General features: G+C 62.1%; 21 protein-coding genes. 7 read left to right on the plus strand and 14 right to left on the minus strand.

The genetic code is table 11. The annotated features are described in order from the left end of the window. Positions 1–58 precede the first annotated feature (58 nt). The 3 genes from ACYHH6_RS01330 to ACYHH6_RS01340 all read left to right on the plus strand — a co-directional run bounded on the left by ACYHH6_RS01330 (position 59) and on the right by ACYHH6_RS01340 (position 1,497). A complete protein-coding gene (locus ACYHH6_RS01330) occupies positions 59–586 on the plus strand; it encodes a winged helix-turn-helix transcriptional regulator (protein ID WP_352591340.1) in 528 nt (175 codons plus the stop codon). 79 nt (positions 587–665) lie between these two features. Then, complete coding sequence (locus ACYHH6_RS01335) at positions 666–905, plus strand: hypothetical protein (protein WP_352556605.1); 240 nt, start codon at positions 666–668, stop codon at positions 903–905. Positions 906–1,065: 160 nt separating this feature from the next. Beyond that, positions 1,066–1,497, plus strand: a complete 432-nt coding sequence (locus tag ACYHH6_RS01340; RefSeq protein WP_112559550.1) for a GlcG/HbpS family heme-binding protein — start codon at positions 1,066–1,068, stop codon at positions 1,495–1,497. An 8-nt stretch (positions 1,498–1,505) separates the two neighbouring features. Here the strand turns inward: ACYHH6_RS01340 and ACYHH6_RS01345 are convergent, their stop codons facing one another. The 4 genes from ACYHH6_RS01345 to ACYHH6_RS01360 form a co-directional block, all read right to left on the minus strand. Continuing rightward, complete coding sequence (locus tag ACYHH6_RS01345) at positions 1,506–1,907, minus strand: hypothetical protein (RefSeq protein WP_142869343.1); 402 nt, start codon at positions 1,905–1,907, stop codon at positions 1,506–1,508. Positions 1,908–2,070: 163 nt separating this feature from the next. Continuing rightward, the gene (locus ACYHH6_RS01350) at positions 2,071–3,018 is read right to left on the minus strand and encodes an agmatinase (protein ID WP_352591343.1); all 948 of its coding nucleotides are present in this window, start codon (positions 3,016–3,018) and stop codon (positions 2,071–2,073) included. 211 nt (positions 3,019–3,229) lie between these two features. Further along, positions 3,230–3,412 (minus strand): 50S ribosomal protein L32, encoded by a 183-nt coding sequence (rpmF, locus tag ACYHH6_RS01355; protein ID WP_008834724.1) that lies wholly within the window; start codon positions 3,410–3,412, stop codon positions 3,230–3,232. 153 nt (positions 3,413–3,565) lie between these two features. After that, a complete protein-coding gene (locus ACYHH6_RS01360) occupies positions 3,566–4,324 on the minus strand; it encodes a biosynthetic peptidoglycan transglycosylase (protein ID WP_352591346.1) in 759 nt (252 codons plus the stop codon). A 79-nt stretch (positions 4,325–4,403) separates the two neighbouring features. Here ACYHH6_RS01360 and ACYHH6_RS01365 point away from each other — a divergent pair, with 79 nt between their 5' ends. Continuing rightward, positions 4,404–5,318 carry a polyprenyl synthetase family protein gene (locus ACYHH6_RS01365; protein ID WP_352591349.1) on the plus strand — a complete coding sequence of 305 codons (915 nt, stop codon included), beginning with the start codon at positions 4,404–4,406 and terminating at the stop codon, positions 5,316–5,318. A 25-nt stretch (positions 5,319–5,343) separates the two neighbouring features. Here ACYHH6_RS01365 and ACYHH6_RS01370 read toward each other — a convergent pair whose 3' ends face one another. From ACYHH6_RS01370 to ACYHH6_RS01380, 3 genes are all read right to left on the minus strand, one after another. Further along, complete coding sequence (locus tag ACYHH6_RS01370) at positions 5,344–6,345, minus strand: NADP-dependent oxidoreductase (RefSeq protein ID WP_352591352.1); 1,002 nt, start codon at positions 6,343–6,345, stop codon at positions 5,344–5,346. Positions 6,346–6,433: 88 nt separating this feature from the next. Beyond that, positions 6,434–7,300, minus strand: coding sequence for an alpha/beta fold hydrolase (locus ACYHH6_RS01375; protein ID WP_352591451.1), 867 nt, complete (start codon positions 7,298–7,300; stop codon positions 6,434–6,436). A gap of 81 nt (positions 7,301–7,381) precedes the next feature. Beyond that, positions 7,382–8,197 (minus strand): oxidoreductase, encoded by an 816-nt coding sequence (locus ACYHH6_RS01380; protein WP_352591355.1) that lies wholly within the window; start codon positions 8,195–8,197, stop codon positions 7,382–7,384. A 103-nt stretch (positions 8,198–8,300) separates the two neighbouring features. Here ACYHH6_RS01380 and ACYHH6_RS01385 point away from each other — a divergent pair, with 103 nt between their 5' ends. Then, on the plus strand, positions 8,301–8,885 hold the full coding sequence (locus ACYHH6_RS01385) for a TetR/AcrR family transcriptional regulator (protein WP_352591358.1): 585 nt from the start codon (positions 8,301–8,303) through the stop codon (positions 8,883–8,885). A 107-nt stretch (positions 8,886–8,992) separates the two neighbouring features. Here the strand turns inward: ACYHH6_RS01385 and ACYHH6_RS01390 are convergent, their stop codons facing one another. From ACYHH6_RS01390 to ACYHH6_RS01405, 4 genes are all read right to left on the minus strand, one after another. After that, positions 8,993–9,886: an aminoglycoside phosphotransferase family protein gene (locus tag ACYHH6_RS01390; protein WP_352591361.1), complete on the minus strand. Its 894-nt coding sequence runs from the start codon at positions 9,884–9,886 to the stop codon at positions 8,993–8,995. Positions 9,887–10,047: 161 nt separating this feature from the next. Continuing rightward, positions 10,048–10,905: a sigma-70 family RNA polymerase sigma factor gene (locus ACYHH6_RS01395; RefSeq protein WP_352591364.1), complete on the minus strand. Its 858-nt coding sequence runs from the start codon at positions 10,903–10,905 to the stop codon at positions 10,048–10,050. Further along, on the minus strand, positions 10,905–11,381 hold the full coding sequence (locus ACYHH6_RS01400; RefSeq protein ID WP_352591367.1) for a carboxymuconolactone decarboxylase family protein: 477 nt from the start codon (positions 11,379–11,381) through the stop codon (positions 10,905–10,907). The genes ACYHH6_RS01395 and ACYHH6_RS01400 overlap by 1 nt, the downstream gene beginning before the upstream one ends. 122 nt (positions 11,382–11,503) lie before the next feature. Then, the gene (locus ACYHH6_RS01405) at positions 11,504–12,397 is read right to left on the minus strand and encodes a LysR family transcriptional regulator (RefSeq protein WP_192259287.1); all 894 of its coding nucleotides are present in this window, start codon (positions 12,395–12,397) and stop codon (positions 11,504–11,506) included. Positions 12,398–12,507: 110 nt separating this feature from the next. On the opposite strand from ACYHH6_RS01405, the gene ACYHH6_RS01410 reads away from it, so the two are divergent. Both ACYHH6_RS01410 and ACYHH6_RS01415 read left to right on the plus strand, forming a co-directional pair. Beyond that, entirely contained in the window at positions 12,508–12,723 is a 216-nt protein-coding gene (locus ACYHH6_RS01410) for a tautomerase family protein (RefSeq protein WP_112559562.1), read from the plus strand. A gap of 128 nt (positions 12,724–12,851) precedes the next feature. Then, positions 12,852–15,194 carry a response regulator gene (locus ACYHH6_RS01415; protein ID WP_352591371.1) on the plus strand — a complete coding sequence of 781 codons (2,343 nt, stop codon included), beginning with the start codon at positions 12,852–12,854 and terminating at the stop codon, positions 15,192–15,194. On the opposite strand, the gene ACYHH6_RS01420 is transcribed toward ACYHH6_RS01415, so the two are convergent. The 3 genes from ACYHH6_RS01420 to ACYHH6_RS01430 all read right to left on the minus strand — a co-directional run bounded on the left by ACYHH6_RS01420 (position 15,195) and on the right by ACYHH6_RS01430 (position 17,191). Continuing rightward, positions 15,195–15,443, minus strand: a complete 249-nt coding sequence (locus ACYHH6_RS01420; RefSeq protein ID WP_352591374.1) for a Stf0 family sulfotransferase — start codon at positions 15,441–15,443, stop codon at positions 15,195–15,197. Then, positions 15,415–15,948: a Stf0 family sulfotransferase gene (locus ACYHH6_RS01425; RefSeq protein ID WP_352591378.1), complete on the minus strand. Its 534-nt coding sequence runs from the start codon at positions 15,946–15,948 to the stop codon at positions 15,415–15,417. Before ACYHH6_RS01425 ends, ACYHH6_RS01420 begins: the two co-directional genes overlap by 29 nt. 106 nt (positions 15,949–16,054) lie before the next feature. Continuing rightward, positions 16,055–17,191: a sterol desaturase family protein gene (locus ACYHH6_RS01430; RefSeq protein WP_192259283.1), complete on the minus strand. Its 1,137-nt coding sequence runs from the start codon at positions 17,189–17,191 to the stop codon at positions 16,055–16,057. Between the last annotated feature and the right edge of the window lie 65 nt (positions 17,192–17,256).

Here is a 17,256-nt window from a genome sequence, read left to right on the forward strand (position 1 = left end):
GGTTGCACGATAATAAAACTGATACGACAATGCAACCGGTTTTTTTGGGGAGAGTCGGATGAAAACCGAACACCGCTCGGGATGCCCGATCAATCTGTCGCTGGAAGTATTCGGCGACCGCTGGAGCCTGATCATCCTGCGCGACATGATTTTTGGTGGCAAACGCCACTTTCGCGAGCTGCTCAACGGCTCGATCGAGGGCATCGCTTCCAACATCCTGGCCGACCGGCTGAAGCGGCTGATGGAACTCGGCATGCTGACCAAGGCTGACGATCCCTCGCACAAGCAGAAGGCGATCTACAGCCTGACCGAGATGGCCATCACGCTGGTGCCGATCATGGCGCATCTCGGTGCCTGGGGCCGCGTCTGGCTGCCAGTCAGCGAGGAGTTGTCGATCCGCGCCGAACTGCTGGAGAAGGGCGGCCCGCCAATGTGGGAGCAGTTCATGGACGAGTTGCGCCACGACCATCTGGGGACGCCAGTTGCAGCGGCGAGGCGGCCTTCCGTCCGCGCCACATTGCAGGCCGGATACGAGGCGGTGGTCGCTCGCAAGGCGTCGAGCGCCGGCCAGGCCGCCGCCTCCTGACCAACTTATTTTCCCATTTATGGGGCGGCTCTGCTATCAAGGGGCTGAAAAACATAATTTATGGGATTGGATAACGCTCTTGGTTGAGAACTCTAAGGATACTGCCCGCGCCCGGGCAGATATGCGTTTCAAGAAGCAGGAAGATGCAGCCACGGTGCGGCAAAAGGCGATGGCGGAGTATGTCGCCGAGGCCGACGCCCGCCAGGCCAAGACCAACAAGCTCCGGGCATTGCGCCTTGCCAAGGAAGCCGAAGATCTCGCCAACGCACCTGCCGCCCCGGTCAAGAAGCCGGCGCGGGCCAAGAAAAAAATCGCCTGACGATTCCCATGGTCGATGGCAGACTGGAAGCGGCTGAGCATATCGGCCACGCCCCCGCCTGCCATCCCGCTTTCCCACGCGAAGCAATTTCAACCGCAACCGGGATTTCGCATCTCGCGTGTCAGGCCGATGATTGACGCGTTTTGAACAGGAGACAGCCATGACCGCACTGACCCTCGAAAAGGCCAAGCACATAATCGACGCCGCTTTCGCCAAGGGCGCCGAGCTGAAGCTGAAGCCGCTCGGCGTCTCCGTGCTCGATGCCGGCGCTCACCTCGTCGCCTTCCAGCGTCAGGACGGCGCCTCGTTCCTGCGCCCGCAAATGTCGGCCGGCAAGGCCTATGGCGCGCTAGCCATCGGCATGGGCTCGCGCCGCGTCGAGGCCTTCGCCAAGGAGCGGCCGCATCTCGTCGCCGGCATTTCCGACGTCTCTGGCGGGCGCGTCCTGCCGGTCGTCGGCGGTGTTTTGATCCGCGATCATACAGGCGCCGTCATCGGCGCCGTCGGCATTTCGGGCGATACGTCGGACAATGACGAAGCCGCCGCCATTGCCGGCATCGAGGCCGCCGGCTTCACCGCCGACCCGGGCTGAGGCTTCGGCTAGTTCAGGTTGATATCCCGGCTCGCAGACCGCATCGAGACCGAGAAACCGGCCAGCACGTCGAACAGCGCGATCACCATCAGCGTGAAGAAGACGGAGTGCGCCGCGCCCTTCACCAGCAGGAACTCGACCAGGAACGCCACGAAGACCAGCGTCGACAACAGATGGTCCATGATCGAGGCGTTCGTGGTGCGCACCGATTTCACCATTTCGAGGAACAGGAAGATCAGCCCGATCACCACCATCAGGTCGCCGAGCGTCATCGAAAACACCCCGCCAGACATCATGCGGAATGAGAAGATTTCGGTGGCCCACGGATCGTCGCCGCTGCCGAATATTCCGAGGAGTCCGAGATTGTAGGCCACGAAGGGCACGATCAGCAGCGGGATAGCACCGAACATCAGGCGTCTCCTCTAGCAATTCCAGGAAAGTGTGAGCGGTCCGGAATTGCGTAAAACAATGGGGGCACCTTCTGTAGAATGCCCCGCAAGCACGCCGTCAAGATTTTTCGCTGACAGCCGTGAACACGGTCGAAGACCGGGTGCAACAACCGTGTCACCCGGCTCAGCGCCTGAACTGCCCGGAGCGCACGGCAGCGCCGATGGCATTGAGGATGAAAAGGCCGGCGGTCATCGATGTGACCTCGTTGACGTCGCGCGCCGGCGCGATCTCGACGATGTCCATGCCGACGACGCGCCCCTTGGCGAACAGCCCTTTGATCAACTCGATCGTCTGCCGGTAGCTGATGCCGCCAGGCGCCGGTCCTTCGACTGCCGGCATCACCGCGGGATCGAGACCGTCGGCGTCGATGGTCAGGTAGTAGCGGCCGCCATCCTGGATGCGCTTGAGCAGCGCCGTCGTTCCGATATCCTGCCATTCATCGGCGGTGATGATGTTGGAGCCGTAGGCGCGGGCCGCCTCGACCTCCTCAAGCCGGGCGCTGCCCTGTCCCCGGATGCCGAGCTGGAAAATCTCCGCGATATGCGCCATCTCGGAAGCGCGGCGGATGGGACTGGAATAGCCTTCCCTGACGCCGTTGACATTGTCGCGCCAGTCGAGATGGGCATCGATCTGCACCAGGGTGATCGGCCCTTCGCCATCAAACGCCCGGAAGATCGGGATCGGAATGCCGTGATCGCCGCCGATGGTAATCGGCAAGGCGCCGGCTGCGCGGATCTTGCGGATCGCCGCTTCTGCCCGCCCGTAGTGGCCGCCGGCGGCATCGCCGGGGACATCGCCGACATCGACCACCTTGACGTCCTGTCCGTCGAACAGGGTCCCGCCAATGTCGAAATCATAACGGTCGAGCCCGAGACTGATGCGCTGCGAGGCGCGCCGAACCGCGGTCGGCGCGTTGGTCTGGTCGTTGATCAGCTCGTCGATCGTGTAGGGACTGCCGTAAGGCATGCCGATGATGGCGACATCGGCCTTCAGCGCATCGAGATCCTCGACCAGCGGGAAATTCATGAAGGTCTGGAAGACATCGCGCGGTGCTGTGGTGAGCTTGGTCATGCTTGTCCTCCAAAACCGGTCGGTCGCCGCGCGGAAGCGCCGCGACAAGGCATGCGGACCCAATACAGCACTGCCGTCGCAGCGAGTATCGCCACGGACACCCCGGCCTTTGGCATAGAAGGCGCTCGGCTTGACGCCAGGAGGCCGCCAAACGCAAAAAGACCGGCCATTGGCCGGTCTTTCGCCAATTCAAACCGTCGAAAAGCTGGTCTCAGCTTTCCTTGGGCGTCAAAACCTGGCGGCCGCGATACATGCCGGTCTTCAGGTCGATGTGGTGCGGGCGGCGCATTTCGCCGGAATTCTTGTCCTCGACATAGGTCGGGGCTTTGAGAGCGTCGGCCGAGCGGCGCATGCCGCGCTTGGACGGAGAGGTTTTTCGTTTCGGAACGGCCATGGATATGCTCCACTACATGGTCAAAATGCCCCGATAGCCCTCGTGAAAGGGCCGCGTCAGGGCCATAATCTGAGAAAGTCGGGTGCCTATACACGCCCTGCGCCGTTTTGGCCAGCACTGCGGCGAATTTTTTTGAGCCGGCAGCGGTTCATCCTAATCAAGACAACCGACATAGGCCCCGGAACGACCGGCGCGGCGTTCGATGAGCGACGCCAGCCGCCGCAGACCCGGACCGGGCTTGGCCGGATTGCGGGCGATCGGATTGGGCAGCGACACCGCGAGCAGGGCGGCCTGCCGCCGCGACAGCCGTTTTGCCGAAACGCCGAAATGATGCTGGGCGGCGGCCTCGATGCCGTAAATGCCCGGTCCCCACTCGGCGATGTTGAGATAGATCTCCATGATCCGCCGTTTCGACATCACCGCGTCGAAATAGACGGCCAGCGGCAGTTCGACCACCTTGCGCACCGAGCCCAGCGGCCGTGACCACAGGAAAAGGTTCTTCACCGTCTGCATGGTGATGGTCGAGGCGCCGCGCGTTGCCTCGCCGGCCAGCGCATCGTCGACGACGCCGCGCAATTCGCCGACGTCGACGCCGCGATGGAAGCAGAACTGCCCGTCCTCCGACATGATCACCGAATTGGCCAGCACCGGCGAAACATCGTCGATCGACACCCAGCGCCGGTCGTAGCCGGAAATCGTCGCCAGGTCCTTCACCATCAAGGTCGATATCGGATGCACGAAGGACGGCAGGTAAAGGAACGTGAGCACAATGGGTATCGCCGCCAGCACGGCGACGACGACCAGGCAGCGCCGAGCCATGCGCTTCAGACCGGCGCGGTTCACGCGCCTCGGTCGCGCCATGTCCAGCCCTTCGGTTTCATGATCGACGATCGGTTCCGTCAAGCCGCCCACCCGCGCCACTCTCCCGCCTCCGGCATAATGGCGCGAGGCTTCTTGCGCAACGTCTGAGTGTCGGCTACCGCTCCCGGCCATGACGAAAGACGAGCACATGGCCTTTGAAGCCGCACTTTTGGTGCGGGCGGCGGCGATCGAGACCGAGCTCAGGCTGTTGCTCGGCCGTACGCTTGCCGGCGAGATCGCCCGGCCGGAGCGTCTGATGGCGGCCATGCGGCATGGCGTGCTGAACGGCGGCAAGCGGCTGCGCCCCTTCCTGGTCATGGAAAGTGCCGCGCTTTTCGGCGCCGATAGCGAGGCGGCACTCCGCGTGGCGGCCGCACTCGAATGCGTGCATTGCTATTCGCTGATCCATGACGACCTGCCGTCCATGGATGACGACGATCTGCGCCGCGGCCAGCCCACCGTGCATAGGGCCTTCGACGAGGCCACCGCCATCCTGGCCGGCGACGCGCTGTTGACGCTTGCCTTCGATATCCTCGCCGATGAGGCGACGGCCTTGCCGGCGGAGCGCAGGGCAGCCCTGGTGCTGGCGCTGGCCCGTGCCGCCGGCGCCGGTGGCATGGTCGGCGGCCAGACGCTCGACCTCGAAGCCGAGCGCAGCCGGCCGGATGAGGCCGGCATCATCCGGCTGCAGGCGATGAAGACCGGCGCGCTGATCCGCTTCGCCTGCGAAGCCGGCGCCATCATTGCCGGCGCCGCCCCGCAGGACCGTGATCGGCTGGCCGAATTCGGCTCGGCGGTCGGGCTTGCCTTCCAGCTTGCCGACGATCTCCTCGACCTGACCGCCGATGCCAGCCAGATGGGCAAGGCGACCGGCAAGGACGCCGCCGCCGGCAAGGCGACGCTGGTGGCGCTGCACGGCACGAATTGGGCCCGCAGCCAGCTCCATGGCCTGGTCAAGCAGGCGCATGAATTGCTTGAGCCTTACGGCGAACAGGCCGCCCTGCTGAAGGCTGCGGCAAGTTTCGTGGCAATCCGCAACAACTGAGGTTTTGGGCGCTTCCGTGGGTGCGCTATCTGACGTTGACGACGACCTTGCCCTTGGCACGTCCTGTTTCGACGTAAGCCAGCGCCTCATTGGTCGCTTCAAAGGGAAAGACCCTGTCGACAACCGGGCGGATCGCCCCATCTTCGACGAGGGACGTGATTTTGCTCAGCTGATCACCTTGCGCCCCCATGAAGAGGAACGAAAATTCCACGCCTCGGCGCTTGGCTTTGGTCCGGATACCGCGGCTCAGCAGGCGCAGCAGGAGCCTTAGCACCACGTTCAGTCCCTGCTTCCTGGCAAATTCGGGATCCGGCGGACCGGAAATGGAGATGAGCTTGCCGCCCGGCTTCAGCACATTCAGGGATTTTTCAAGCGTCTTGGCGTCCTGGCTGTTCAGGACGACGTCGTAGCCCGATAAGACGCTCTCGAAGTCGTCTTTCTTGTAGTCGACGACGACATCGGCGCCGAGACCCTTGACCAGGTCGGCACTCGCCGCGCTCGCCGTTGTCGCAACGGTCGCGCCGAGATGCTTTGCCAGTTGGATGGCGAATGTCCCCACGCCGCCGGAGCCAGCCTGGATGAAGATCTTCTGGCCCTTCTTCAGCCCTGCCCTCTCGATGAGAGCTTGCCAGGCGGTCAGACCCACCAGAGGGATTGAAGCCGCTTCTTCCATGCTGAGGTTTGCGGGCTTCAGGGCCACATCGGCTTCATCGATTGCGATGAATTCGGCAAATGTCCCGATCCGACCGTCGCGCGGCCGCGCATAGACAGCGTCGCCGGGTTTGAATTTGCGGACTTTCGAGCCCACCCTGACAACCCTCCCAGCCACGTCGTGGCCCAGGATAAAGGGCCGGCGATAGGGCAGGATGAGCTTGAATTCGCCGGTTCTGATTTTGGAATCCAGCAGGTTCACCCCTGCGGCATGGATCTCGACCAGGACATCATTGTCCCCGAGCTCCGGCTCCGGCATCTCGGCCAGCCGCAGAATGCCCTTCTTGCTATATTTATCGACAACGAATGCCTTCATGGCAGTGACTTTCTAAAAGTGTTTATCGGTGTTCCTGAATGAAACAAACCGGCGTTTTCGGCAGCAAAGCCGCCCTGTGGGAAAGGTCTCAGCCCTCGAGGAAGGACAGGGCCTTCGGGACGAAGTCGGCGTAATTCTGGAAGATCCCGCCATGCCCGGCATCCGGGTAGATCACCAGTTGTGCGCCCGGGATACGCCTGGCGAGATCATAGGTATTGGCGCTCGGCACCATCCTGTCCTGATCGCCATTCGCAACAAAAGTAGGAATGCGGATGGTGCTCAAATCTTGCGGCGTTTGCAGCCCATAGGCCTTGATCGCCTTCAGCTGCGCGCCGAACGCGCGCAGCGAAATCGCCTTGTCACGGTTGCTCTTGCGCTCTTTCAGCCGCTCCAGAAATGCGTTTGCGGCACGACGGCCATTCGCCGTCCTTGTGAAGAAGAGATAGTATTTCGCATCCCGAAAGGTCAGCGCGCCCTTGATCATGTCCACGATCGTCAGCGGCGTCACCTTGTCGATGCCTTGGCCGCCGGCCGGCCCGGTGCCGGACAGGATGAGTTTCCGCACAAGCCTGGGCTCGGTCAGCACAATCTCCTGCGCCACGAAGCCACCGAGTGAAAAGCCGAAGAGATCTACTTCTTCGAACCCCAACGCCCTGATAAAGGCGACGGCATCGCGCGCCATCCCGGAGATGGTTGACGGCGTTTTGCCAGCCGAAGCACCGATGCCTCTGTTATCGAAGGCAATCACCCGCCGGGTCGCAGCGAGACCATCGACGATGCGTGGATCAAAGTTGTCCAGCTGAGCCCCCAGATGATTGAGCAGGATCACCGGCACGCCGGTCCTGGGTCCGAGTTCCCGGTAAACAAATGCCGTGCCGCCGACATCCACAGAGCGCGTTGGCGCATCTTGAAACGATAGCCGTGAATAGTGCGACTGATTGAATGTATGTGCCATGTTGGACACCTCCGAGCTGTGGCGCCTGACCAATTGTGTTGTGGCTGCCAGTCTCATGTGCGTGAACTCCCTCGCTGTGGTTCAGACCGGTAGGCGGAACTGCTTGCGCAAGGTCTTGTCGAACATCTCTGCCGGAGCGAAGCGACGCAGCATGCTGACCTGGCGCGCTGCCTTGCCGGCGGTATATCGCCGTCGCGGACGGGCATCGGTCGCCGCCTTGACGACCACATCCGCCACCACTTCCGGCCGATCGGCTTTGGGCATCACGTCGCGAAGCAGCGCGCCGACCCCGGCTCGGGCCTGATCGTACTCTTTCAATACGGAATCTGGCTCGATGCCGTTCTGGTCGAAGACGGTACGCACGTATGCCGGCTCGATGACCGAGACGCGAATATTGAAGGCACGCACCTCGTGGTCGAGCGATTCCGAATAGCCCTCGAGCGCATGCTTGACTGCCGAATAATGAGCTGCGTATGGCGCAGGTACCAATCCCAGAATCGAGCCGATGTTGATGATGCGACCTTCGCCGCGCCGCCGCATCGACGGCAGCACAGCATTGGTCATGCGGATGACACCGAACAGATTGACGTCGAACAGGGCCTGCACCTGTGCGACCGAGGATTCCTCGGCGCCGCCAAGCAGGCCGACACCGGCATTGTTGACCAAGAGGTCGATCCGGCCGGTCTGCGCCAGCACGGTTGAAACGAGGGCGCCGACGGCGTCACCATCGGTCACGTCGCATGTCAGCATGGACACCTGCTTCGGGCCGTTGCCGGCCTTGCTGCGACTTGTTCCGAAGACGGCAAATCCTGCCCGCGCCAAGGCCTCGGCGCTGGCGCGGCCGATGCCCGAGGAGGCTCCGGTCACGATCGCGGTTCTTCCCGAAAGGGTACTCATTTGATACTCCGGAGACATGAGGGCTAGCTTTTTGCCGTTGGTTGAATTACGATCATAATATCACATTACGAGCATAATGCAATAGCAGAAAGGAAAAGCCGCCATGCGCTACGAAAAGGGCCGAAAGGACGCATCCCGCGATCGGATCGTGGAGGTCGCCGCCCAGCGGTTTCGGGGTGACGGCATCGCCGCGTCGGGACTGGCAACCATCATGGGCGACGCGGGGCTGACGAACGGAGCCTTCTATCCGCATTTCCAATCCAAGGCGGAGCTTGTGCGCGAAAGCCTGGTTGCGGCCATGGAGACCCAGTCGCAGCAGCTGCACGAGGTATTGGCCGCCGGTGGTCCGGAGATGGGCATAGCGGCGTATCTGTCGGCTGAGCACCGGGATAATCCGGGAACGGGCTGCGCGTCCGCCGCGCTGCTGCCGGAACTCGCGCGTCAGCCGCTCGAAACGCGCGAAGTCTACACCGAACGCTTGCTGGTTTTGGTGCGCCAGTTGTCTGCAGCGCTTCCGCAGACCAGGGATCCGGAAGGCGCCGCCATGGGTGTCTTTGCGACCCTCATCGGCACGCTTCAACTGGCCCGCGCGGTGGCAGGGACGGAATTGTCGGATCGCATCCTTGCCGCAGGAACAGATGCGGCGCGGAGGCTGATCCAGGCACCTGAGGGTGGGAAGGCATCCTAGACTAGGCCGTGAACCCATAAACGCGAACAACTGAGATTGGTGGGGAGCGGTCGGTCAGCTGGCGAGCGAACCGGCCAGATGCGGCTACTGAAACCGAATTTCGCGGACTAGACCGCGAGATCCTCAAGCAGACGCGAGATCGTGCTTCGCCCCAGAGCACTCATGGTCGGATTGGTCACCCGATAGTACCAAACGAGACCCATCGCCTGCTGGAAAGCCCATGCGGCGCCGCGCCTCCATTCCAATTCACCGGCCTGAATAGCTTCGTGAAAGGCTGCCCGACGGGCACGGTCGAGTAGGTGCCATGCAACGACCAGATCGAGCGCCGGATCGGCTGGGCCGAAGCTGCCACCGTCAAGAACTCCGACCAGACTTTCCCTTTGTACCAAGAGGTTTGCCGGGATGAGGTCCTTATGGCTCATTACCTCGGAACCTGCAGGAGGCAGTTTGCGTAGGACAGCCCATAGGTGCCGGAGACGCGCGACGTCGAGAAGGTCTTCACTATTGGAGAAGCAGACCTCCATCCAATCATCATGATCTGAGAGGTTCCCGCCTCGCCCTCGCCCATCGAAACGTCGCCCCTTCACGTCTCCCCTGCGAAGCGAGGTCACGAGACGGGCAAGATCGAGTGAGAAGGCTGTTGAGCCGCTCAGCCCGTTGGGCGTCGCCGTTTCGCCCTCTATCCAACTCTGTACGAGCCAGGGCATGGGGTAGGCTGGGCTCGGCCTGCCTAGCCCAATCGGTTGAGGAGTTGGAAACGGGCAATATTCCTTCAGTTCGTTCATCGCAGCCGCTTCCGCCCTCAGCAGGATGGTGCATGCGGTTTGGTCCATCATTCGCAAGGGGAAGCGTGCGGCGTATTTCGAGCCGATGCGGAAAATTGCGTTGACGGTACCTGCTGTTACGAGCGGCACGATCTTCTGATCTTCGTACTGAGGGAACTGATCGCGGATCAGGTCTCGTGCAAGGTCGATTTCGATGCGCACCTGGTCGCTATGCATGAGTTGCCGCTCTCCCGAGTGGTTTGACCACATGTGCAGTGACTGTCTGTCCTCTGGTTGCCCTGTTGGCACGAATGACCAATAGCCGGAATGAGGCCGTTTGCCGACTGGCTGCTTTCACATTGCGCCGGATTCTGATTCAGGGCCTATGAGTTTACAAGCTAGTGCAGATGCCGGAGCTTGTCTGGGTTGCGCATGACATAGATGGCCGCGATCTTGCCGTCCTCAATGTCGAGCGCGGTCGTCTGCAATTCGCCATCGGCTTCCAGCGTGATGAACCCTGGCAATCCGTTGATGAAGCCGACGCGAACCAGCGTCGAGCCGTTCTCGCGCAGCCAGACCGCGACTTGCTCGTACTGCTTCATGACGGCATCGAAGCCGAGCAATGGCTGCATGGCTGCCGGACGCTTGCCACCGCCATCGGCATGGGCGCTGACATCTTCCGTCAACAGCGCGCCGAGCGCCTGCATGTCGCCGCTGCGCGAGGCCGCAAAGAAAGCCTCGGCGATCTCGAGGCCACGCTGCTTCTCCACCTTGAAGCGGGGCCGGGCCTGGCGGACATGGGCGCGGGCACGCGCGGCAAGCTGGCGACAAGCGGCTGCGTCGCGCTCGATAGCGGTCGCGACCTCCTCGAATTCCAGCCCGAACACATCGTGCAGCAGAAAGGCCGCCCGCTCCAGCGGCGAAAGCCGCTCCAGGACCAGCATCAGCGGCAAGGTGACGTCTTCCAGGTCGTCCTCTTCCACGATCGGCTCGGGCAGCCAAGGACCGATATAGGTCTCGCGCTGGCGCCGCGCGGATTTGAGCTGGTCGAGGCAAAGCCGCGTCACGGTACGGCGCAGGAACGCTTCGGGCTCGCGCACCTGCGACCGGTCGGTTCCCATCCAGCGAATGAAGGCCTCCTGCACGACATCCTCGGCGTCGGTCACCGAACCGAGCATGCGGTATGCGACCCGCATCAGCTTCGGCCGCAGCGGGCCGAAGCCCGCTGCCGTATCTTCAGGAGCGGCCTCCGTCATCAGGCCGCCGCCTTGGCGCTGGAGCGTATCGCTGCTGCATCAGTGTAAAGCCCGAAGCCGACGGCGATGCGGTTCCAGCCATTGATGATATTGATCAACACGGTGAGCTTCACCTGCTCCTCGTCAGTGAAATGCGCCTTCAGATCATCATAGGCGCGTTCGCGGTCCTGTTCTTCCGAGAGGCGCATGAGCGCATCGGTCCAGCCGAGCGCGGCACGTTCGCGGTCGCTGTAGCAGGGCGCCTCGCGCCAGGCCGGCAGCAGGTAGATGCGCTGCTCGGTCTCGCCATTCTCGCGTGCTTCGGTCGCATGCAGATTGATGCAGTTGGCGCAGCCATTGATCTGCGACGCCCGAAGCTTGACCAGCTCGTTGAGGCTGTGCTCAAGCCCGGCGGCGATCGAGAGCTCCGTCGATGCGCGCTGCCATTGCTTGATCAACGCAGGGGCAGCGGCGAAGAGGTCCAGTTTGGCGGTCATGATTGCAGTCCTTGTTGTTGGGTACACTCTCATGACGAGACAGGATCGGCTGGTGTGACATCAGGCCAGATTTTTTTGCGCAACAGCTGAGATTGGCGCAGGGGATGACGCCGATCCGAGCTTCACAGTGTCGCCTCGGCGAAGATGCGGGACGCCCATTCCAGGAAAGCGCGTAGCCGGGGAGCAAGCTGCCGGTTCTGCGGATAGAGCGCCGATAATGGCGTCGGCGTCGGGGGAAAATCCTGCAGCACCTCGACCAGTGTCCCGTCCGCCAGATCTTTTTCGAGCCGATAGCGTGGTGCTTGCAGAAGCCCGAAGCCCAGGCGCGCCAGCGCGGCCGCGGTGTCCGAATTGTTGACCTTCACCCGGCCCGGCAGCGTGACCCGATGCACCCTTGTGCCGATCGTGAACTCCAGCGGCAGGACTTCGCCTGTGCGCGAGGAGACGAAACCGATGGCCTGGTGGCCTTCCAGGGCGTCAGGCGATGCGGGCATCCCCTGGCGCTTCAGATAGATCGGGCTGGCGCAGGTGATTTCGCCGATCATCGCCAGCCGTCGCATGATCATGCCACTGTCTTGTGGTTCGCCCGCACGGATGACGCAATCGACCCCTTCGCGTACCAGATCGACCAGCCGGTCGCCCTGGCCGATATGAAGATCGATCTGGGGATAGCGTTCGAGGAACGCAGGCAACTCCGGCAACAGGAACCTCTGCGTGAGCAGCGGATGCGCGTCGATGCGCAACAGGCCGCGCGGTTCGGCGCTGCGGAATCCCGCCTCGGCATCCTCCACTTCACCCAGGATCGAGAGGCAGCGCTCGTAATAGGCCTGTCCATCAAGCGTCGTGGCCACGTGGCGCGTGGTCCTGTCCAACAGCCTCGTCCCGAGATGATCCTCCAGGTGTTTGATTGCTTCGGTCGCGGTTGAACGCGGCAAGCCGAGATCGGCCGCCGCCGCTGTGAAATTGCGCCGTTCCACCACGCGAACGAACAGCCGCATCCTGTCGAGTCGATCCATAGCGTATTGTTCGCTACGTCCGAATACTGCTGTCAAGATGTCGCCGATTATTCGGATAACGTGGCAGGCTATATCCATTCCTGCAGCATTCAACCTGAAGGAAACTGAAAATGCCGTTTGCCAACTTCAAGACACCGCAAGCCGCTCTAACGAAGACACAGAAGGAAGAACTCGTTCACAGGACCACGCAAATGTTCGTCGAGTATTTCGGCGAAGGCGTTCGCCCCTACACAATGGTGCTGATCGAGGAAGTCGCCGACGGAGGCTACGGTCGCGCAGACGAAGTCTTCGTCATTCCGGATGCCTACCGGGCTAAGGACGCCTGAGTTCGGGATATCGCATCCAGTCCGTGCTTGGCACATATGAATGCAAAGGATCCGGCGCGAACGAAATTTTAATGTAAATCAAGCGTAATCCCGACCATTAAAATGATGCGTATGTGTTGGGGTTGCGCATGCCGGAATACTCTTCCTTCATCCGTTCGATCCGGATCCGCTATATCTCGGGATTGCTGATCTTCGCGCTGGCCTCCGCCGCCGTGATGTTTGCGCTCAATCGCGTCAATTCCTTTCGTCACGACGTCGACGCGGTGAGCAGCAATCTCGTCGTCTTCACCCGCGATCTGCGCAACGCCTCCAGTTTTGCCGAAACCGCCAGCACCGCATGGCGCACGGAAACCCGTGACGGCCTTGCCGCCGCCGCGCGCGGCCATTCGCAACGCCTGACCGGTGAGATCGAAACGCTCTCGGCCCAGCTTGCCGCGATCAAGCCGAGCCTGTCGGCCAGGACTCTCAACGAACTCTCCTCCGCTTCCGTCAACGGCGATCTGTTCTGGTCGTCACGCGATATGGTGCGCAACTTCAACCTGATGTCGGCGGCGCAAAAGACCGACGAATGGAGTTCGCGCGAAATCCTCAACCAGAACGATCTGTTCGTCCAGCCAATGCTGGTGCGGGTGCGCACCGCCATGGACAGTGAACGCCATCTGGCCGACGCCTCCAGCGACCGGCTGCTTTTGTGGGCAAGCGGCCTTTTGTTCGCGGTTCTTGCCATTGCCGCCTTGTGGATCTTCCGGCCGATGGAAAAGGCGATCCGCCGCGCTTTCACCGAATCCGCCGCATCCTTGTTCAAGGCCGAAGCGGCCGACCGCGCCAAATCGGAATTCCTGGCCAATATGAGCCACGAGATCCGCACACCGATGAACGGCGTGCTGGGCATGGCCGAGCTGCTCGCCAAGACCGACCTGACCCCGCGCCAGAAGACGTTCACCGACGTCATCGTCAAATCCGGCAATGCGCTGCTCACCATCATCAACGACATTCTCGATTTCTCAAAAATCAATGCCGGCCAGCTGACGCTCGATCCGGCGCCCTTCCGGCTTGCCGAAGCGGTCGAGGACGTTGCCACGCTGGTGTCGGCGCGCGTCGCTGAAAAGAACCTCGAGCTGATCGTGCGTGTCGACCCGCGCCTGCCGGCCCATGTCGTCGGCGATGCCGGACGCTTCCGGCAGATCGTCACCAATCTGCTCGGCAATGCGGTTAAGTTTACCGAAAAAGGCCACGTGCTGATCGATGTCGGCGGCGAGGTGGTCGACGGCCTGGTCCAGCTCAAGGTCCGCGTCGAGGACACCGGCATCGGCATTCCGGCCGAGAAGCTGGAGAACGTGTTCGAGAAATTCGCCCAGGTCGACGGCTCGTCGACGCGCCGCCATGAGGGCACGGGGCTCGGCCTTGCGATTGCCGCCCGCCTTGTCGACCTGATGGGCGGCAAGATCGGCGTCGAAAGCGAGATCGGCCGCGGCTCGGTGTTCTGGTTCGCCGTGCCGCTGCCGGCGCATCGACAGGACTCGCGCGACGAGATCGTGCCGGTCGACGTCACCGGCGCCCGCGTGCTGGTCATCGACGACAACCCGGTCAACCGCGAGATCCTGCTGGAGCAGCTCAGAAGCTGGAGCTTCGACTGCGCGGCTGCCGAAAGCGGCGCGGTCGGCCTCGCCTTCCTCGATCGGGCCAGCCAGCTGGGTGCCGCGGTCGACTGCATTATCCTCGACTACCAGATGCCCGGCATGAACGGCGCCGACGTCGCCAAGGCGATTGCCGCAGACAGCCGTCTCTCCGCCATCCCGATGGTGCTGTTGACTTCGGTCGACCAGGTCGATTTCGGCAAGATGGTCATCGATTTCGGTATCGCCGCGCATCTGACCAAGCCGGCGCGCTCGGCCATCCTGCTCGGCACCGTCATCTCGGTCATCCAGAAGGCGCGAGCCCAGATCGGCAAGGCCCACTTCGTTCGCGAGCCCGTGGTCGCGCAGGCAGCGCCCGTGGCGCCGCCGGCCTTCACCGTCATTCGCGGCCCGGTGATGCCTGCCGCCACAGTGCCCGAATCGATGACCACGCCGAACGGCCCGATCGATATCCTCATTGCCGAGGACAATGACGTGAACCAGCTTGTGTTCGGCCAGATCCTCAACGGGCTTGGCCTCAGCTACCGCATCGCCGGCAATGGCCGCACCGCCGTCGAGATGTACCGGGCGCTGCGGCCGAAGCTGATCCTGATGGACGTCTCCATGCCGGAGATGAACGGCTATGAGGCGACCCGCGCCATCCGGGCGGCGGAGGCGGGGACCGGCAACCATACGCCGATCATCGGCGTGACCGCGCACGCGCTGAAGGGTGACCGCGACAAATGCATCGAGGCCGGCATGGACGACTATCTGCCCAAGCCCGTTTCGCCCGACCGCCTCGGCAGCAAGATCGGCACATGGCTTAGCGAGACGGTGGCGGCGAAGACGGCTTGATCAAATCGCCGCGTCCAGACGATAGCGGCGCATCCAGTTGAGACTTGTTTCGTCCGAGAGCCTTGCGACGCCAGGCTTCACATCCTCCGCGTTCGGCGCCTGAACGCCGAGCGCTGCGCAGATGGCCGTCAACGTAGCCGCCGGATCGCCTGAAAGCCGCTCATAGCCAATCCGCAGCGGCATTATCCCCTGCTCCGCAAACCATGTGTTCCAGGCCGCGTCATAGGCTTCGAGTTTTGGCGAGTTCATGCTGGATCCGCTCGAAATCGTAGCGGGGTTCCTGCGGCGGCGCGACGCGTTCGATCTCGGTTCCGTCAGGCGCAATATGCCAAAGCCCGGTCTGCTCCGCCTTGATCAGCGACACCGCCTGCGCCAGCTTGTTCTCGCGCGACAGGTGGATGTAGAGGACACGGCCGAAGGCATTTTCAAAACGCGCTTTGTCCGATGGCAGTGCGGGGAAAATCCCGTCGAGGATCGCCGAAAGCACATCCAGATTTTCCCGCATCAGGCGCAGGCCGAAGATGGCTGTTCCGCCCTTCCCAGCCCTGATCGCCGCCTGGAGATAGGCGACATCGAAGTCATGCGCGCTCATCGTATCCGGATGCGGCAAAGCCCACTCTCCGGCCCATTCCGCAACATCCTGCCGCCGGTAGAATGAGTGCGGATCGCCGGCCATCCTGGTCGACGCCAGAAGACCGCACAGCAGAGTGCTTCCGGTGCGCGGCGTGCCGCACATGATGTAGGCGTCGAACATCCGCACCCATCCAGGTCAGAGCCAGCTGAAACACGGTTGCCCAATAGCCCAAATCGCATCTGGACGCGACCGCCACATTCACATGCGGGCGCTTCGTAGAACCGCTTTAGCCGCGCCGGAATGGATAGAGGAACTGGCGCCAATATCCGTTCGGCACCGGGTGACCATGAATGCCATAGCCCTTCGGCCACCGTCCTTCAGGCATATGATAGGTGCCGAACAGCCGGTCGAGCAGCGGGAAATGAATAGCGAAGTTGACGTCGATCGCTTCTTTCTCGAGGCCGTGATGCCAGTGATGGTAGCGCGGCGACACCAGCAGCTTTTCGACCGGGCCGAAACTGGTTCCGATGTTGGAATGGATGAAGGAGGAATAGACGTAGACGATCAATATATAGGTCTGGATCGCCGATTCATCGAAACCCAGCACGAACATCGGCGTGGCGGTCAGGCTGCGCAGCACGATGATTTCCAGGAAATGCATGCGCGCGCCGGCAATCCAGTCCATGGACTTGGCTGAATGGTGGACCGCGTGAAAGTTCCACAGCCAGGGGATGCGATGGAAAGCCCGATGCACCCAATACTGAGCAAGGTCGGTCAGGAACATCACCGCCAGCAACTGCACCAGCCAAGGCAGGTCGTGGACCCAGGCACGCACGGAACCGAGACCGCCCTGGGCATTGACGAGATTGGATGGGGCCAAGGTCAGATAGGTCAATATCTGCACCAGCAGCGACGAGACCAGATAGTAGAACAGGTCCTCGCGCCATTCGTCGCGAAACACCGTCTGATCCTTGTTGCGGGCGAACAGGCGCTCAAGCGGGACAAACAGCACGCCCATGAACAGGGCGTTCAAGATGAAGAAATCGAGGCCGAAGAACACCCCGTCGATATTCAGCTGATGATGCACCGGAAGCATGCCGATCAGCGACGCCAGAAGCACGGTGAACATGGCCGCCGCGCCAAGCGTCTTTTGCCTGCGCAGCATCATGCTCAGTATGGCCAGGATATAGCCGGAGATCAGAACGAAGTAGAGCACCGGCTTGAAGAACAGCATCTGATGGATGGGCGCCAGATCCGGCATCGACGTCAGCGACGGATAGCGCAGCACGACAACCATCAACAGGGCGGTGACCCCGGCAAGCAAGGCAATCGAGCCGGACAGCCAGCCGGAACCGAACGGGCGCTTGGCGCGCGGCGTTTCCAGCTCACCGACGACTCTTCTCAGGAAATTTGCCACCGGCATGATGCCCCCTTTTTACGATCCCAAAGCTCTCGCCCGAGATATCGACCCATCTTACTACAGTGTGG

Source organism: Mesorhizobium sp. P171375 (assembly GCF_057786075.1).

Bases quoted from the DNA above. Each gene is read 5' to 3' on its own strand.
- ACYHH6_RS01420 (WP_352591374.1), bottom strand. From the start codon at position 15,443: ATGAACTCGCCAAAACTCGAAGCCTATGACGCGGCCTGGAACACATGG.
- ACYHH6_RS01395 (WP_352591364.1), bottom strand. From the start codon at position 10,905: ATGACGGAGGCCGCTCCTGAAGATACGGCAGCGGGCTTCGGCCCGCTG.
- ACYHH6_RS01340 (WP_112559550.1), top strand. From the start codon at position 1,066: ATGACCGCACTGACCCTCGAAAAGGCCAAGCACATAATCGACGCCGCT.
- ACYHH6_RS01370 (WP_352591352.1), bottom strand. From the start codon at position 6,345: ATGAAGGCATTCGTTGTCGATAAATATAGCAAGAAGGGCATTCTGCGG.
- ACYHH6_RS01400 (WP_352591367.1), bottom strand. From the start codon at position 11,381: ATGACCGCCAAACTGGACCTCTTCGCCGCTGCCCCTGCGTTGATCAAG.
- ACYHH6_RS01405 (WP_192259287.1), bottom strand. From the start codon at position 12,397: ATGGATCGACTCGACAGGATGCGGCTGTTCGTTCGCGTGGTGGAACGG.
- ACYHH6_RS01410 (WP_112559562.1), top strand. From the start codon at position 12,508: ATGCCGTTTGCCAACTTCAAGACACCGCAAGCCGCTCTAACGAAGACA.
- ACYHH6_RS01430 (WP_192259283.1), bottom strand. From the start codon at position 17,191: ATGCCGGTGGCAAATTTCCTGAGAAGAGTCGTCGGTGAGCTGGAAACG.
- ACYHH6_RS01345 (WP_142869343.1), bottom strand. From the start codon at position 1,907: ATGTTCGGTGCTATCCCGCTGCTGATCGTGCCCTTCGTGGCCTACAAT.
- rpmF (WP_008834724.1), bottom strand. From the start codon at position 3,412: ATGGCCGTTCCGAAACGAAAAACCTCTCCGTCCAAGCGCGGCATGCGC.
- ACYHH6_RS01365 (WP_352591349.1), top strand. From the start codon at position 4,404: ATGACGAAAGACGAGCACATGGCCTTTGAAGCCGCACTTTTGGTGCGG.
- ACYHH6_RS01350 (WP_352591343.1), bottom strand. From the start codon at position 3,018: ATGACCAAGCTCACCACAGCACCGCGCGATGTCTTCCAGACCTTCATG.
- ACYHH6_RS01425 (WP_352591378.1), bottom strand. From the start codon at position 15,948: ATGTTCGACGCCTACATCATGTGCGGCACGCCGCGCACCGGAAGCACT.
- ACYHH6_RS01380 (WP_352591355.1), bottom strand. From the start codon at position 8,197: ATGAGTACCCTTTCGGGAAGAACCGCGATCGTGACCGGAGCCTCCTCG.
- ACYHH6_RS01415 (WP_352591371.1), top strand. From the start codon at position 12,852: ATGCCGGAATACTCTTCCTTCATCCGTTCGATCCGGATCCGCTATATC.
- ACYHH6_RS01375 (WP_352591451.1), bottom strand. From the start codon at position 7,300: ATGGCACATACATTCAATCAGTCGCACTATTCACGGCTATCGTTTCAA.
- ACYHH6_RS01390 (WP_352591361.1), bottom strand. From the start codon at position 9,886: ATGCATAGCGACCAGGTGCGCATCGAAATCGACCTTGCACGAGACCTG.
- ACYHH6_RS01330 (WP_352591340.1), top strand. From the start codon at position 59: ATGAAAACCGAACACCGCTCGGGATGCCCGATCAATCTGTCGCTGGAA.
- ACYHH6_RS01385 (WP_352591358.1), top strand. From the start codon at position 8,301: ATGCGCTACGAAAAGGGCCGAAAGGACGCATCCCGCGATCGGATCGTG.